Origin of the sequence: Rickettsia endosymbiont of Gonocerus acuteangulatus (assembly GCF_964026435.1) — a bacterium.
GTDB lineage: Bacteria > Pseudomonadota > Alphaproteobacteria > Rickettsiales > Rickettsiaceae > Rickettsia.
Genome location: NZ_OZ032147.1, coordinates 1,107,609 through 1,121,471, shown reverse-complemented (window position 1 = coordinate 1,121,471; position 13,863 = coordinate 1,107,609). Strand labels below are relative to the sequence as shown.

Below are 13,863 nucleotides of genomic sequence, written 5' to 3'. Positions count from 1 at the left end.
GTAATAATATTTATCAAGTTTAAAAAATGTAAATATATGAGTGAACAAGGAAACCTGCTGGGTGATCCAGATAAGGATAAGAAGAAAGCTAAGCATGATAAGATATTTCGTAAGGCACTGGAGAATCCTCTAGTTGCCCATGAGTTCTTTAATGCACATTTGCCCCCAAATATTAAAAGTTTAATAGATTTTCCTAGTTTAGCAATGGAAAACACCACATTTGTAGAAAACTCTTTAAAAGATTCTATCTCTGATGTTTTATTCTCATGCAAATTTGATAAACAAGATGGCTACTTATTTTTACTTGTCGAGCATCAATCAAAAGCAGATCATTTCATGGCTTTTAGGCTATTTAAATATATGATTAATATTTGTGAGCGACATTTAATACAAAATCCTAAAGCTAAGACTTTGCCATTAATATACCCGATGATATTTTATAATGGTCAGGAGAAATATAATGTTGCAAGGAATTTGTGGGATTTATTTGCCAATAACAAATTAGCAAGAGAATTATGGATTAATGATTACCAGTTAGTGAATGTCCATGAGATTCCTGATGAGGAGTTTAAACAAAGAATATGGTCGGGGATATTAGAATTTTTTCTCAAGCATATACATGAGCGGGAATTATTAAAGAGATGGCAAGAAATATCAGATATATTACCGGAATTAACAAAAATAACGATAGGCTATGATTATCTAGAAATGATATTATATTATACATTGACGAAGATAGAGCAAGATGATAAAATAAAACTAGAGAATTTATTATCAACAAAGTTGAATCCGGAAATAGGAACAAGGCTTATGAGAAGTTTAGCACAGCATTGGCAACAAGAAGGAAAAGAATTAGGTATTTTTGAAGGTTTACAAGTTGGTGAAGCTAAAGGTATCCAAATTGGTGAAGCTAGAGGTGAAGCTAGAGGTGAAGCTAGAGGAAAAGCTGAAGAAAGAGTTGAGATAGCAAAAAGAATGCTATCTCAGGGTTGCAATATTGCTTTAATCTCTAGTGTAACCGGTCTTGATGAAGCTTTTATTAGTTCTTTAGAATAAACATATTTCTTGTAAAATTTACTTTGTTGTTTGAAAAATCATTTATAAAAATTCTGAAATAACAAAAAAGTTTTTTATACGCAGCTTACCTCTAAAACTTGTAATACTAAATTAGCGATTTAAAGGGGCATTATAATAGGATTTTTCTTTATAAGGTAATCCCCCCACTCAAATAATTGAAATCTTTTAAAAATGCCATTAAAATGGTTTGATATTTTTAGATTTAAATCTCTTTTGGGTATATTCCCCGCCGCTTGCGGCGTAATATGGCGGAATGAGCAAATATATACATAAAAGTCATAATGTTACGGTACTGCTGTATCACATGGTATTTCCAGCAAAATATCGCCGAGCAGTGTTTGACGTATCAGTTGATCAAGTATTACGAGAAATATGTTTAGAGATAGAAAAGAGATATCAAATAAAATTTTTAGAAATAGGGGTTGATGAAGATCATGTCCATTTTTTGGTACAATCTGTACCAACCTATAGCGTAACAAAAATAGTAACAACAATTAAAAGTGTTACAGCTCGTCAAATATTTAGACAGTGTCCACAGGTAAAGAAACAATTATGGGGTGGAGAATTTTGGACTGATGGATATTTTACGAGTACGGTAGGTAAGCATGGAAATGAGAATATGATAGGAAAATACGTAAAAAACCAAGGCAAGGAATATCAGAAACTGCATGAGGATCATCAGCTAGCTTTCTTCTAAAATACCCCGCTGCTTGCGGCGGGGATTACTTTTATTCAAGTATTGAAGCTGCTCCTGCATGACCATATATTTCCTCTAATTGATGGATATTCTGCATGCCTGCAACAACGCAGCCACCATATTTTCTGCTTTCAGCTAAAGCTATAGGGAGTGAAGATATCTTTTGTAAAGCTGGCAGCTCATCAATCACAAACCACATATTACTATGAGTATTATTGATGTTCCTATTCATTAATGCTTTTATCGCTATGCTAATCCAGGCAGCAATAAGTGGTCGAAGCATTACTCTTTGATTAGGAGTACTAGTTATAAATAACCAACCTTTGTCCACAGTAAACCACTTTCTAATACTAAAACTACCATCAGGCTTTAAATGTTGCAACACTTCAATATTTTACTAATAGTTGCTTGAATACCTGAAGATGTCTCAGGTGCACTACTGCTAATGATACCGGCTACTGCACTGTTTTTAAAGATCCTAACAAATTCTTTATTATTTGCATAAAGAATAGTATTTACAAGCTTTTTGATGTCTTTGCTATCCTGATATAATCTTAATCCTTCAGCTAACACTAACTCAGCAGTTTTAGCAAAAAAATCATCTAATTTTGGATTATAATTACTAAAACTACTGGCTATATCATTATAATCCCAAACTTCATGACAATCATTCCACGGTAGCCATGCTGAACTATTCTCTTGCAAAGGATTAAGTATCTTATCACATTTTGGATCAAAAAATCTATCAGTAAAGCTACCTGTTAAATCAACAATGATTGCTCTACCTCGTTCTTTTCTAATCTGAGGTAATAGCTCATTTAACATATTAGTTTTACCGCTACCTGTAGTACCGGTAATAAGAATATGCCTTCTCTCACTATTTTTAACTAATGGCAATCCAGAAAAGCAAATATTAGCAGCTTGGTTGTTTTTATAAAGCATTTTTGCTAAAATACCTGCTTCGACAAAATCTGCTCCCCGGATCTTATCTTGAATAACAGCTTTTTTACCTCGATACATAAAAAAGATGATAGCAGTAAACAGACCAATAGTAAAAGTAATAATATGAAAATTCAAGGACTAAGTAGAACAAAACCTATAAATTTTCTGCCCAAATTTCATTGGGGGTTTTATAACCAAAAATCTTTCTTGGCATGTTATTTAAAATCTCAGCAACATTGTCAAGAGCTCTTTGTGTAACGGTAGTAATATCTGTATTTTTAGGTAAAATTCTATGAATCATAGAATTCATTTTTTCCACTAATGCTTTTTGTCTAGGGCGGTATGGATCACAAAAGAAAGTTTGAAACCCAGATAGTCTATAGGCAACATGCCCCACAAACTCTTTGCCATTATCCATAGTAATAGTCTTTCTCACACTATTTGGAAGAGTTTTTATCTTTCTTAAAAAACCATTGGTAACTGTTGTAGCTCTCTTGGAGTTATTCAGCACTAAAATAATCTTTTGACTCTTTTTATCCACCAGTGCACCAATATTCATACTTTGATTACCTTTATGAAATGTAAGATCTGCCTCAAAATGCCCTACTTCTACCTTTTTCGTAGCTATTGCATCACGCTGATGTATTGAGATCCTTTGTGGTATAATGATCCTTTGACGCCTCTTCCCTCTTTTTTGCCTTTTATATCTTTTAGAAGGTAAATAGCTATATAACTTTAATTTAGCTGCTACTGCAGAAGTGTAAACAAATCTATATATACTTTCTGTACTGATACACAAAGCTGTATTTTTGTCTAGTTTTAACTTTCCGGCTATAGCATCCGGCGACCATTTCTTGCGAATCATAGCATTTTTAATATAATCTAACAACATAGGGTTCTTTTCTATTTTTAATAACTCTTGCTGATACATCCTGTTTTCATATTTTTCCTGAGCAATACAAGGCATATACTTATCTTTTACCTTATTTCTTTTTAGCTCCATACTAATAGTGCTTTTAGACCTCGTAAGATGTTGTGCTATCTTATTAATACTGACTCCTAGGTCATACATTCTTTTTATCTCATATCTCTCTTCTCGAGATAAGTGTCTATATTTTCTGTTCATCATTACCTATTTAAAATCTTATTATTTTAAATAGGTTCTGTTCTACTTACTTATAGTATTTTCAATACCTTCTTCTTGCCAAGCTGAATGCAATAAAAATTGCCTAAATTGATTGATATTTTGCGAATGTGGTGTAACATGCCAAAATTTATGCACAAATTCTTCAGCATTACGGTAAACCCAAGCTTTTTGCTCTAAATAATAGAATTTAATACCTATTTGATCTATAGAATAAAAATATTCTCCTATAGCAAGTTTTAATTGTACGTATCGCTCTATGATAAAATAATATAGGCTTATTAAAGATAATTGCTGAGATATTCGTAATATCAGCTAAATTACAGAAAATATTAATCCAGCTATTATAGCATTAATACTGCCTTGCCCAAGCATTCTCATCTGATGAGCAAAAATTTGTGAACCACGAGTAAAATTATTTTGATTTTGGTAGCTCATAAATAAATTATTTGTGTTTTAGGTTTACACTCATGAGATCCATATTACATAACTTCAAGTTTATAAATTATTTTTGAGTATTTGTAATTTTTCTTCCAAATAATCGGCCATACTACTATTACCTAGTTTTCTTAAACCTTTAATTATTTTTTCATATTCCTCTATAAGATTAGGCCTATATTTAAGAGCCAAGTTAAAGTTCTTTGTAGCTTCTTTGTGTTTACCTAAATTAACTAAAACAATGCCTTTTTCAAAATAACTTTCAGCATAATCAGATTTATACTTATAGCTTAATGCGATAAGGTAGTGACTTATAGTATGAGTTGGATTATACTAAATGAAAAACTTATGGCAAAGGCATATTCATACGATTTAAGAATACGAGTAATAAAAAGTTTAACAGATGGTAAAACAATAAAAGAGACTTCAGAGATATACTCTATTAGTAGGAAGACTATAATAGAGTGGAAAAAAATAAAAGTAATCCCCGCCGCAAGCAGCGGGGTATTTTAGAAGAAAGCTAGCTGATGATCCTCATGCAGTTTCTGATATTCCTTGCCTTGGTTTTTTACGTATTTTCCTATCATATTCTCATTTCCATGCTTACCTACCGTACTCGTAAAATATCCATCAGTCCAAAATTCTCCACCCCATAATTGTTTCTTTACCTGTGGACACTGTCTAAATATTTGACGAGCTGTAACACTTTTAATTGTTGTTACTATTTTTGTTACGCTATAGGTTGGTACAGATTGTACCAAAAAATGGACATGATCTTCATCAACCCCTATTTCTAAAAATTTTATTTGATATCTCTTTTCTATCTCTAAACATATTTCTCGTAATACTTGATCAACTGATACGTCAAACACTGCTCGGCGATATTTTGCTGGAAATACCATGTGATACAGCAGTACCGTAACATTATGACTTTTATGTATATATTTGCTCATTCCGCCATATTACGCCGCAAGCGGCGGGGAATATACCCAAAAGAGATTAAAGAAACAAACTGGGGATGTCAAAGCAAAAAGTGGTTATCATACAGGACATCGTAGAATAATAAGAGACATAGAGGGATTTAAAAAATTTATAGAATTAAATTTTGATAAAACCACCATGGAGCTAGCTGTCAACAGCGGTCGAAAAATGATACAGATTTTTAATATGCAACGACTGAAAATTGATACAGTATCATAAAAAAATTATCTGATATTTAAGTCATAAAATTATCCTCCTGTTTATTAGTAATTTCTATTGGCACAAGACCAGCTTTCTTTTTATCCTTAAGCCTGAAACTATCACCTTTAATATTGAGTATAGTGGAGTGATGAAGCAGACGATCTAAGATAGCAGCTGTAAGAGCACTATCCTGAGCAAGACTATTGTGCCATTGTCCAAATGGAAGATTACTTGTAAGAATTATGCTATAGCATAAGTCATTAAGGTACTGACAGAGCGAGAGTATCATGTTATAGTAAGCAAATATTAACAAGCATGTAAAGAGATATGGCACGAGCATATGCAATAGAACTAAGACTAAGAGTTATAAAAGCTGTAGAAGCAGGGATACGAATAAGTAAGGTAAGTAAATTATTTAATGTAAGTCGTGATACTATATATAAATGGAAAAAATTAAAAGATAAGCAAGGTACTTTAGAAGCAGCAACTGGTTATCAGAAAGGACATAGTCATAAGATAAAAGATTCAGAATTTTTTAAAGCTAATATGAATAAAACATCAAAGTAGTTAGCAAAGCAATGGGGTAATATTGCATCTGTAACTATTTTAAGACAAATCAGAAAACTTGGCTATAGCTATAAAAAAAACTCATTTTCATCCGAAAAGAGATATTAAATTAAGAAATGAATTTATAGCAAAGATACAAACCATCACAAAAGACAAATTAGTATATCTTGATGAATCTGGAATAGAGGATAATGCTTGCAAAGAGTATGGATGGAGCATTATAGGACAAAGGTGTTATGGAGAAAAGGTGTATCAACATAAATTTAGAATAAGTATGATAGCTGGTCTTTGTAATGGTAATCTTATTGCTCCTGTAATATTTGAAGGTAATTGTAATACAGAGGTCTTTAAAACTTATATTAGGGATGTATTAATTACAGAATTACAACCTGGGCAAACCGTTATTATGGATAACATTAATTTTCATAAAAATTCTAAAGTTAAAGAGTTAATTGAATCCGTTGGTTGTACCATATTGTATTTACCAACTTACTCTCCTGATTTAAATCCTATAGAGCATTACTGGTTTAAGATAAAAAATGAAATTAGGAAAGTTGTAGGAGATTTTGAAACATTTTATGATGTTGTTTTTAATACTATTAAATTGTCAGTATCTTAATGATTTATGCTATATATCCATTAGATGAAAAAATAACATCATTCTTGATGTGAGTCTTTCTAATTAAGTGTGTAAATTTTTCATAGGGCTTAAATTCTACCTTCAAATTTTATCAAAAAGTGAGCCATAGCTGCGTTCCAGTTTGGAATCGGCATAGCCCATTTCTTGGTCATATAATCAATTGCCAAATATAAGGTCTTAAAAACGGCATTATCATTTGGAAAAACCCGTTTATTCTTGGTAACCTTACGTAATTGGCTATTGACAGATTCTACACTATTTGTTGTGTATATTACTTTCCTTATCGCCTCAGGGTATCCTAGAAAAACCATTAAATTTTCCCAATGAACATACCAAGATTTAGCAATTTGTGGATACTGTTTACTCCATTTAGCTTCAAAAGATTCTAAAGCAAGATGTGCTTCTTCCTCTGTGCTAGCAGTATAAATAGGCTTTAAATCAGCCGCTAATTCTTTTCGGTCTTTATATGATACATATTTTAAACTATTTCTAATCTGATGTACAATACATAATTGATGTTCGGTTTTCGGAAAAACTGCCTCTATCGCCTCAGACATACCGGTTAAATTATCACTGCAAGCAATAAGCATGTCTTGCATACCTCTGTTCTTCATCTCAGTAAAATTACCAAGCCAAAATTTTGCTCCTTCATTTTCACTGATCCACAATCCTAAAATATCCTTCCTGCCAGATAAATCAATACCTAATGCTACATATACAGACTTATTGATAATTCGTTTATCTTGACGTACTTTTACTACTAAACAGTCAAAAAATACTATAGCATATACTCGATCCAATGGTCGGCTTTGCCATATCTTGACATCCTCAATTACATCATCAGTAATTTGACTTATCAAACTTTCGCTAACGTCAGCTCCATACAATTCTTGCATTTGAATCTTAATATCAGATAAGCTCATTCCTTTAGCGTATAACGATATTATTTTATCATCAAATCCTTCAATACGTCTTTGACGCTTTGGAATTAATGCAGGTTCAAATGTACTACTTCTATCCCTTGGAACCTCAATCTCTATAACTCCATTATTTGTTACTAGATTCTTTACATTCTTACCATTACGAACATTATCACTATCAGTATGACAATATTTATCATATCCTAAGTGATTATTCATCTCTGACTGCAATGCCTTCTCTACAAGCCGTTTGGTTAATTGCTTTAATAAACCATCCTCTTTAAGTAATGTTGATATATCTGTATCATTATTTATTAATAAATCTATCGCTTGATTCATTGCTTCATTTTGTTTTTGGTGCATATAATTTCTCCTTTTGTTATATTATATTTTTATATAACCTTTGAGAAATTCCCACACTTATTTGGACAGAGCCCTTGATGTGTTCCCATAACAAAGAAGGTGTATATTTTTCATTCCTTAAAAATCTATTAATAACATCATGACTACATTTCTTTGCATGTTCAGCGTAGTAGGTTAAACTATCAAAACTTACGCTATGTTATAGCAAATATGCTAAAAACTCTTATTACACAGCAATGTTTTATAGTGAAGCACTTCATAATATCCCTTAATTCATGGGCATTATATCAAACATAGCGTAAGTTTTGCTATAATTCTTTTGGCTAACTATTAAAAATTGACAATAATCTGTCCTATTAATTGGTATTGCTTGCAACTTTATCCTCTTTGACATGTTTAATTATTTTTACAATAATTTATCACTTTTTTACTCATAGCGTAAGTTTTGTCAAAATTATCCAGCGTTTTAATAGCAGGAAAACCTGCCATTCTGGTGAGTATTGATTTACTTCTATTCTGTCGTGCCAACAGCTCTGTTTTTAATATTGACTCAAGGAAATCCGTATAACTTGAGTCTTCTTTACTAGAAGATTGTGCAATATCAAAATAATTTTCAGCTATCTGAATAAGGTTTAAAGAGCGGCATAGCTCTTCTATACGTTGGTGCTGTAGGTTCATAATGCCTCCAGTATACTTTGGTATATGCAGAGGGAATGTTGTAAGGAAACTGTAGAAAATCGTTCCCTTTTATCTTCCATAATCTCTAGTGCTGCAGGATGACTACCACTATAATCCAATGGTAGTGGCGGAAGATTGCTCCTTTCAAACTTTAATCTTTCTGCAGGTATTTCGCCTGTTGTTCCATGCACACACCGATTCGCAGTATCACGCAACCATTTTAGCACCTCTGAATTTGCAGTATCCACATCCAACACTAACTCTGCAATTTTTAATTTTGTTGCTAATGGATTATAAAAGCTTTCTCTTATATATCTGTTAAATCGCTCAACCTTGCCCTTAGTTTTTGCTCTATAAGGCCTACACACTTTTAATCGGAAACTGTAATGTTTGGCAAAATCCAGCATACCTTTATTAAAGCGGTGTATGCCAGGACCATATGTATCCCTATCCAGTATTACTGTCTTCATGTTGTCATACAGTACTTCTTCTGGCACTCCGCCAAAATATTCAAATGCCCGCTTATGGCATTCTATTAATGTTACAAGCTTCTCATTAGTAACAAATTCTACATAGCTTGCTCGACTAAATCCTAATGTAGCCACAAAAGCTGATAGAGGACTTTTCCCCTTACGAAATTCTATCCAGTCAACTTGCATCTGTTTGCCAGAAGCAGTCTCAAATCTTATCATATCCTCCTGTTTAGCTGCAGGCTTTATACTCCTTAAATAATCCCTGAGTTGGGTCATCCCGCCTGTATAACCCAACTCCTTTATCTCTTGAAACAGTACCAGATAGTGATACAGGATGGGCTGATTTTATTCTGTCACTCAAGTAGTCTTTATATGGGGCAAGCTTTGTTACCAACTTTGGCCTATCCTTATATTTAGGGGAACCATCATATTTTAAATATTTACGTACTGTATTTACTGATGCACCTACTTCTCTTGCTATACTTCTTAAGCTTTTACCATGTTTATTCAATATTTTTATTTCCATTATTTGCTCCAGTATTATCATTATTCATTACCTCCTTATTCAGAAGATATTACTTTAATACTGTATCAATTTTTATCTGTTGCTCTGTATCATTTTACTTCCGTTGTTAACATTTTCAACCTTGTAAGGAATATTCAGATGATTTAAAGTATAATCATTACAATTATAATGGTAAACACCAGGCTCTATACCACTAACATCAGAAATAGCTAAATAAGCTTCTGTAGGATGTCTTGAAGCTCCTGAAGGTGAAAATACTATAAGTAAGTAGAACAGAACCTATTTAAAATAATAAGATTTTAAATAGGTAATGATGAACAGAAAATATAGACACTTATCTCGAGAAGAGAGATATGAGATAAAAAGAATGTATGACCTAGGAGTCAGTATTAATAAGATAGCACAACATCTTACGAGGTCTAAAAGCGCTATTAGTATGGAGCTAAAAAGAAATAAGGTAAAAGATAAGTATATGCCTTGTGTTGCTCAGGAAAAATATGAAAACAGGATGTATCAGCAAGAGTTATTAAAAATAGAAAAGAACCCTATGTTGTTAGATTATATTAAAAATGCTATGATTCGCAAGAAATGGTCGCCGGATGCTATAGCCGGAAAGTTAAAACTAGACAAAAATACAGCTTTGTGTATCAGTACAGAAAGTATATATAGATTTGTTTACACTTCTGCAGTAGCAGCTAAATTAAAGTTATATAGCTATTTACCTTCTAAAAGATATAAAAGGCAAGAAAGAGGGAAGAGGCGTCAAAGGATCATTATACCACAAAGGATCTCAATACATCAGCGTGATGCAATAGCTACGAAAAAGGTAGAAGTAGGGCATTTTGAGGCAGATCTTACATTTCATAAAGGTAATCAAAGTATGAATATTGGTGCACTGGTGGATAAAAAGACAAAACTTACGCTATGTTTGATATAATGCCCATGAATTAAGGGATATTATGAAGTGCTTCACTATAAAACATTGCTGTGTAATAAAAGTTTTTAGCATATTTGCTATAACATAGCGTAAGTTTTGAAGAGTCAAAAGATTATTTTAGTGCTGAATAACTCCAAGAGAGCTACAACAGTTACCAATGGTTTTTTAAGAAAGATAAAAACTCTTCCAAATAGTGTGAGAAAGACTATTACTATGGATAATGGCAAAGAGTTTGTGGGGCATGTTGCCTATAGACTATCTGGGTTTCAAACTTTCTTTTGTGATCCATACCGCCCTAGACAAAAAGCATTAGTGGAAAAAATGAATTCTATGATTCATAGAATTTTACCTAAAAATACAGATATTACTACCGTTACACAAAGAGGTCTTGACAATGTTGCTGAGATTTTAAATAACATGCCAAGAAAGATTTTTGGTTATAAAACCCCCAATGAAATTTGGGTAGAAAATTTATAGGTTTTGTTCTACTTAGTCCTTGCATTTTCATTTGGATATTCTTTGTATAACGAGAAATTTCTTTTTCTTTTAGATAATATTTTTGCATTCTTTGTTGATCAAGATAATGACCTTCCATTGTACTATAATCTATAAAAGGATAGTCAAGGGTGCTGAAATGATATGATAAACTATTATCCTATCCCATCAATTTTAAATCATTAATTTTTTGTAATAATTTTTCTTCTTCATCGCTTAATTGAGAAGAATATAAAAAATTTTTTTGTATTAATGTATCTATTATTAAATTTATTTCATCAATATTTTTTGCCGAGTTTTGGGAAATAATTTTAACTAATTCATCTTTGCTTGTCTTTGTAACTAATAAAATTAATAATGATGCAGTAAATTTATCAATAAAATAATGTTGATATGAAGGGACAAAATAACACATATATTTTTGTCCCTTGGCTATTGTAACTATTCTTATAAAAGGAGAAGTATAAAGCATGTGTTTTTTACATATTTTGTAGGAGGGCTGCTTCTACTTCTATTTCTTCTATAAAATTTGTTTCTGTTTCTTCTTCTAGTTTAGAAACTATTATATTAGTACTCATAACTTTTACCTTTTATTTTGTTGATAAAATAATAACATAGCTTTTTGTTTTAATAACTTAAAAATTAATAAAGCATAAAGCTATATTAATTAATAATAGTAGAAAAAACTTTTATGTCAACAACTTATAATATAAAATAATTCACAACAATAATATAAGTAGGTATATAGAAGCCGATTATATATTTATTCAAAAAATCTTTAGGCAAATTAGAAAAACCTTTTTTATAAAAATATTAACAGATCTATACACTAAAAATCCCTTGACTACGTTTAATTCCTATAATATCCTGTAATTTACCATTAAATCCCAAGATAACCCAAATAATACCAATGAATATATTTTTATCGAAATTTATCAATAATAATATTGATAAAAAGGGTAGGGTATCAGTACCGGCGAATTACAGAGCGGTATTAGGGAAAGAAGCATTTAATGGGATAATTGCTTATCCGTCCATTAGAAATAATTGTATAGAAGCTTGCGGTATCTCGCATATCGAGAAGCTAAGACAGATGATTGAGTCACTTGATCCATACTCTGAGGAGCGAGATGCTTTTGAGACTATAATATTTGGTGAAGCTGTACAGCTTTCATTTGATGGGGAGGGCAGAGTAATATTGCCTGCATCTTTAATGCAGCATGCAGGTATTGAAGATCAAGTATGTTTTGTAGGTAAAGGAGTGATTTTTGAGATTTGGCAACCGCAGAATTTCAAAGATTATTTAGCTTCTGCTCAAAAACTTGCTCACGAGAAACGTTTAACTTTAAGGAATACGAATTGATGCAACAGCCTCATATACCCGTAATGTTAAACGAAATGCTGAAGTTTTTAGCACCAAAAGCTGGTGAATCCTACTTAGATTGTACGTTTGGAGCAGGCGGTTATAGTAAAGCAATATTAGAAAACCGTGATTGTTATGTCACAGCTTTGGATCGTGATCCAAATGTCATTAAGAAAGCAGAAGAGATAAGACATAATTATAAAGATAGATTTGATTTTGTAGAAACAAATTTTGGTAATTGTTTTGCAAAGCTCGAATCAAAAAAATTTGACGGCATAGTGCTTGATTTAGGTGTTTCTTCTATGCAACTTGATATACCAGATCGTGGATTTTCGTTTTTACATGACGGACCTTTAGATATGCGTATGAGCGGGCAGGGGCTTAGTGCCGAAGAGTTTATAAATACCGCAGAAGAAAAAGAGCTTGCGGATGTAATTTATAAATATGGCGATGAGACTTTTGCCCGAAGGATTGCTAAGAAAATTGTAGAAGTAAGAAAAGCCGCAAGAATTGATAGTACTGGAAAATTAGCTGATATAGTGCGTAGCTGCATAGGTTTTAGAAAAGGTAAAATTGACCCTGCAACTAAGACTTTTCAAGCCATCAGGATTTATATAAATAACGAACTTGGAGAGCTTGAGCAGTTCTTAGCGAATGTAAAAAATATACTAAAAAAAGATGGTCGTTTAGTTATTGTTTCGTTTCATTCGTTAGAAGACAGAATAGTTAAGAATTTTTTTAAAGAAAATTCAGAAAAGCCAGTAGCAAGATCAAAATATGCTAAAGAAGATATTATATTTAACCCAGATAAATGGCTTAAGATTATTACTAATAAAGCGGAAATACCATCAGATAAAGAGATATCTTTAAATGTAAGGGCAAGATCAGCAAAGCTAAGAGCAGCAAAAAAATATAATTATGAGTATTAAGAAATTTCATTATTTAGTATTGCCAGTGATAATTGTAGCAGTTTGCAGCTTGTTTACTATTAAGGAACGAGTTTCAACCCTTGATTATCAATTAAGTAGTGTTTTAAAACAAATAAATAGTGAAAATAATAATATTCATATTTTGAAAGCAGAAAAAGCTTATCTTATCTCGCCAGCAAGGTTAAAAATTCTTGCAACTGCTTATTTAGAATTACAAACGGTGAAACCTTGTCAAATGGTAAGAGATCCATTATCACCGATTACTACCTCAAATATTAGATTTGATCAAGATATTAATATTTTTAAAAGCAATAATAATCGGAGACATAAGAGAATTACAAATAATAAATATATACAGACAGTTTCAAGTAGAGAAAAATAAGCGTCATATGTCATTCCCACAAAGGCTTTGCCCGCATGGATCAATTTTTCCTATGTCATCCCGTGAATAAATCACGGGATGACAAGGTGCTTGAAACAAAACAAATTAAT

The 13,863-nt window shown here is 31.9% G+C and carries 13 protein-coding genes and 6 pseudogenes; 9 read left to right on the top strand and 10 right to left on the bottom strand.

Going from position 1 to position 13,863, the window contains the following annotated elements:
• Positions 1 to 36: 36 nt before the first annotated feature.
• Both AAGD55_RS06845 and tnpA (AAGD55_RS06840) read left to right on the top strand, forming a co-directional pair.
• Positions 37 to 1,056 (top strand): Rpn family recombination-promoting nuclease/putative transposase, encoded by a 1,020-nt coding sequence (locus AAGD55_RS06845; protein WP_341790923.1) that lies wholly within the window; start codon positions 37 to 39, stop codon positions 1,054 to 1,056.
• A gap of 274 nt (positions 1,057 to 1,330) precedes the next feature.
• Entirely contained in the window at positions 1,331 to 1,774 is a 444-nt protein-coding gene (gene tnpA, locus AAGD55_RS06840) for an IS200/IS605 family transposase (RefSeq protein ID WP_341790826.1), read from the top strand.
• A 34-nt stretch (positions 1,775 to 1,808) separates the two neighbouring features.
• On the opposite strand, the pseudogene AAGD55_RS06835 reads toward tnpA (AAGD55_RS06840), so the two are convergent.
• The 3 genes and pseudogenes from AAGD55_RS06835 to AAGD55_RS06825 form a co-directional block, all read right to left on the bottom strand.
• Positions 1,809 to 2,839, bottom strand: a pseudogene (locus tag AAGD55_RS06835) (type IV secretion system DNA-binding domain-containing protein); the annotation flags it as partial.
• A gap of 31 nt (positions 2,840 to 2,870) precedes the next feature.
• On the bottom strand, positions 2,871 to 3,845 hold the full coding sequence (locus AAGD55_RS06830) for an IS30 family transposase (RefSeq protein ID WP_341790922.1): 975 nt from the start codon (positions 3,843 to 3,845) through the stop codon (positions 2,871 to 2,873).
• 69 nt (positions 3,846 to 3,914) lie between these two features.
• Positions 3,915 to 4,298: pseudogene (locus AAGD55_RS06825) on the bottom strand (TraD N-terminal domain-containing protein); the annotation flags it as partial.
• 318 nt (positions 4,299 to 4,616) lie between these two features.
• On the opposite strand from AAGD55_RS06825, the gene AAGD55_RS06820 reads away from it, so the two are divergent.
• Positions 4,617 to 4,811 carry an IS630 transposase-related protein gene (locus tag AAGD55_RS06820; RefSeq protein ID WP_341790921.1) on the top strand — a complete coding sequence of 65 codons (195 nt, stop codon included), beginning with the start codon at positions 4,617 to 4,619 and terminating at the stop codon, positions 4,809 to 4,811.
• Here the strand turns inward: AAGD55_RS06820 and tnpA (AAGD55_RS06815) are convergent.
• Positions 4,808 to 5,251, bottom strand: a complete 444-nt coding sequence (gene tnpA / locus AAGD55_RS06815; RefSeq protein ID WP_341790826.1) for an IS200/IS605 family transposase — start codon at positions 5,249 to 5,251, stop codon at positions 4,808 to 4,810. The two genes, AAGD55_RS06820 and tnpA (AAGD55_RS06815), sit on opposite strands and share 4 nt — an antisense overlap.
• On the opposite strand from tnpA (AAGD55_RS06815), the gene AAGD55_RS06810 reads away from it, so the two are divergent.
• Complete coding sequence (locus tag AAGD55_RS06810) at positions 5,244 to 5,498, top strand: hypothetical protein (RefSeq protein WP_341790920.1); 255 nt, start codon at positions 5,244 to 5,246, stop codon at positions 5,496 to 5,498. The genes tnpA (AAGD55_RS06815) and AAGD55_RS06810 overlap by 8 nt on opposite strands.
• A gap of 16 nt (positions 5,499 to 5,514) precedes the next feature.
• Here AAGD55_RS06810 and AAGD55_RS06805 read toward each other — a convergent pair.
• Positions 5,515 to 5,727: pseudogene (locus AAGD55_RS06805) on the bottom strand (ATP-binding protein); the annotation flags it as partial.
• 80 nt (positions 5,728 to 5,807) lie between these two features.
• On the opposite strand from AAGD55_RS06805, the pseudogene AAGD55_RS06800 reads away from it, so the two are divergent.
• Positions 5,808 to 6,666 (top strand): annotated as a pseudogene (locus AAGD55_RS06800) (IS630 family transposase).
• 89 nt (positions 6,667 to 6,755) lie between these two features.
• Here the strand turns inward: AAGD55_RS06800 and AAGD55_RS06795 are convergent.
• From AAGD55_RS06795 to istA, 4 genes and pseudogenes are all read right to left on the bottom strand, one after another.
• A complete protein-coding gene (locus tag AAGD55_RS06795) occupies positions 6,756 to 7,970 on the bottom strand; it encodes an IS256 family transposase (protein WP_341790919.1) in 1,215 nt (404 codons plus the stop codon).
• Positions 7,971 to 8,238: 268 nt separating this feature from the next.
• Positions 8,239 to 8,364: a hypothetical protein gene (locus AAGD55_RS06790; RefSeq protein WP_341790918.1), complete on the bottom strand. Its 126-nt coding sequence runs from the start codon at positions 8,362 to 8,364 to the stop codon at positions 8,239 to 8,241.
• Positions 8,365 to 8,366: 2 nt separating this feature from the next.
• Positions 8,367 to 8,648 carry an ATP-binding protein gene (locus tag AAGD55_RS06785; protein WP_341790917.1) on the bottom strand — a complete coding sequence of 94 codons (282 nt, stop codon included), beginning with the start codon at positions 8,646 to 8,648 and terminating at the stop codon, positions 8,367 to 8,369.
• Positions 8,645 to 9,647: pseudogene (istA, locus tag AAGD55_RS06780) on the bottom strand (IS21 family transposase). Before istA ends, AAGD55_RS06785 begins: the two are co-directional and overlap by 4 nt.
• 310 nt (positions 9,648 to 9,957) lie before the next feature.
• Here istA and AAGD55_RS12400 point away from each other — a divergent pair.
• Positions 9,958 to 11,061 (top strand): annotated as a pseudogene (locus AAGD55_RS12400) (IS30 family transposase).
• 178 nt (positions 11,062 to 11,239) lie between these two features.
• Here the strand turns inward: AAGD55_RS12400 and AAGD55_RS06765 are convergent.
• Positions 11,240 to 11,551 (bottom strand): hypothetical protein, encoded by a 312-nt coding sequence (locus AAGD55_RS06765; protein WP_341790914.1) that lies wholly within the window; start codon positions 11,549 to 11,551, stop codon positions 11,240 to 11,242.
• A gap of 438 nt (positions 11,552 to 11,989) precedes the next feature.
• Here AAGD55_RS06765 and mraZ point away from each other — a divergent pair, with 438 nt between their 5' ends.
• Genes mraZ through AAGD55_RS06750 form a run of 3 tightly spaced genes read left to right on the top strand, consistent with a single transcriptional unit; the run spans position 11,990 to position 13,753 of the window.
• Positions 11,990 to 12,442, top strand: a complete 453-nt coding sequence (gene mraZ, locus AAGD55_RS06760; protein ID WP_011477211.1) for a division/cell wall cluster transcriptional repressor MraZ — start codon at positions 11,990 to 11,992, stop codon at positions 12,440 to 12,442.
• On the top strand, positions 12,442 to 13,371 hold the full coding sequence (gene rsmH, locus AAGD55_RS06755; RefSeq protein WP_341792541.1) for a 16S rRNA (cytosine(1402)-N(4))-methyltransferase RsmH: 930 nt from the start codon (positions 12,442 to 12,444) through the stop codon (positions 13,369 to 13,371). Before mraZ ends, rsmH begins: the two co-directional genes overlap by 1 nt.
• Complete coding sequence (locus AAGD55_RS06750) at positions 13,361 to 13,753, top strand: hypothetical protein (RefSeq protein ID WP_341790913.1); 393 nt, start codon at positions 13,361 to 13,363, stop codon at positions 13,751 to 13,753. Before rsmH ends, AAGD55_RS06750 begins: the two co-directional genes overlap by 11 nt.
• Positions 13,754 to 13,863 lie beyond the last annotated feature (110 nt).

Coding starts and splice junctions, on each gene's coding strand:
- AAGD55_RS06845 (WP_341790923.1), top strand. CDS start 37: ATGAGTGAACAAGGAAACCTGCTGGGTGATCCAGATAAGGATAAGAAG.
- tnpA (WP_341790826.1), top strand. CDS start 1,331: ATGAGCAAATATATACATAAAAGTCATAATGTTACGGTACTGCTGTAT.
- AAGD55_RS06830 (WP_341790922.1), bottom strand. CDS start 3,845: ATGATGAACAGAAAATATAGACACTTATCTCGAGAAGAGAGATATGAG.
- AAGD55_RS06820 (WP_341790921.1), top strand. CDS start 4,617: ATGAGTTGGATTATACTAAATGAAAAACTTATGGCAAAGGCATATTCA.
- tnpA (WP_341790826.1), bottom strand. CDS start 5,251: ATGAGCAAATATATACATAAAAGTCATAATGTTACGGTACTGCTGTAT.
- AAGD55_RS06795 (WP_341790919.1), bottom strand. CDS start 7,970: ATGCACCAAAAACAAAATGAAGCAATGAATCAAGCGATAGATTTATTA.
- AAGD55_RS06790 (WP_341790918.1), bottom strand. CDS start 8,364: ATGTCAAAGAGGATAAAGTTGCAAGCAATACCAATTAATAGGACAGAT.
- AAGD55_RS06785 (WP_341790917.1), bottom strand. CDS start 8,648: ATGAACCTACAGCACCAACGTATAGAAGAGCTATGCCGCTCTTTAAAC.
- AAGD55_RS06765 (WP_341790914.1), bottom strand. CDS start 11,551: ATGCTTTATACTTCTCCTTTTATAAGAATAGTTACAATAGCCAAGGGA.
- mraZ (WP_011477211.1), top strand. CDS start 11,990: ATGAATATATTTTTATCGAAATTTATCAATAATAATATTGATAAAAAG.
- rsmH (WP_341792541.1), top strand. CDS start 12,442: ATGCAACAGCCTCATATACCCGTAATGTTAAACGAAATGCTGAAGTTT.
- AAGD55_RS06750 (WP_341790913.1), top strand. CDS start 13,361: ATGAGTATTAAGAAATTTCATTATTTAGTATTGCCAGTGATAATTGTA.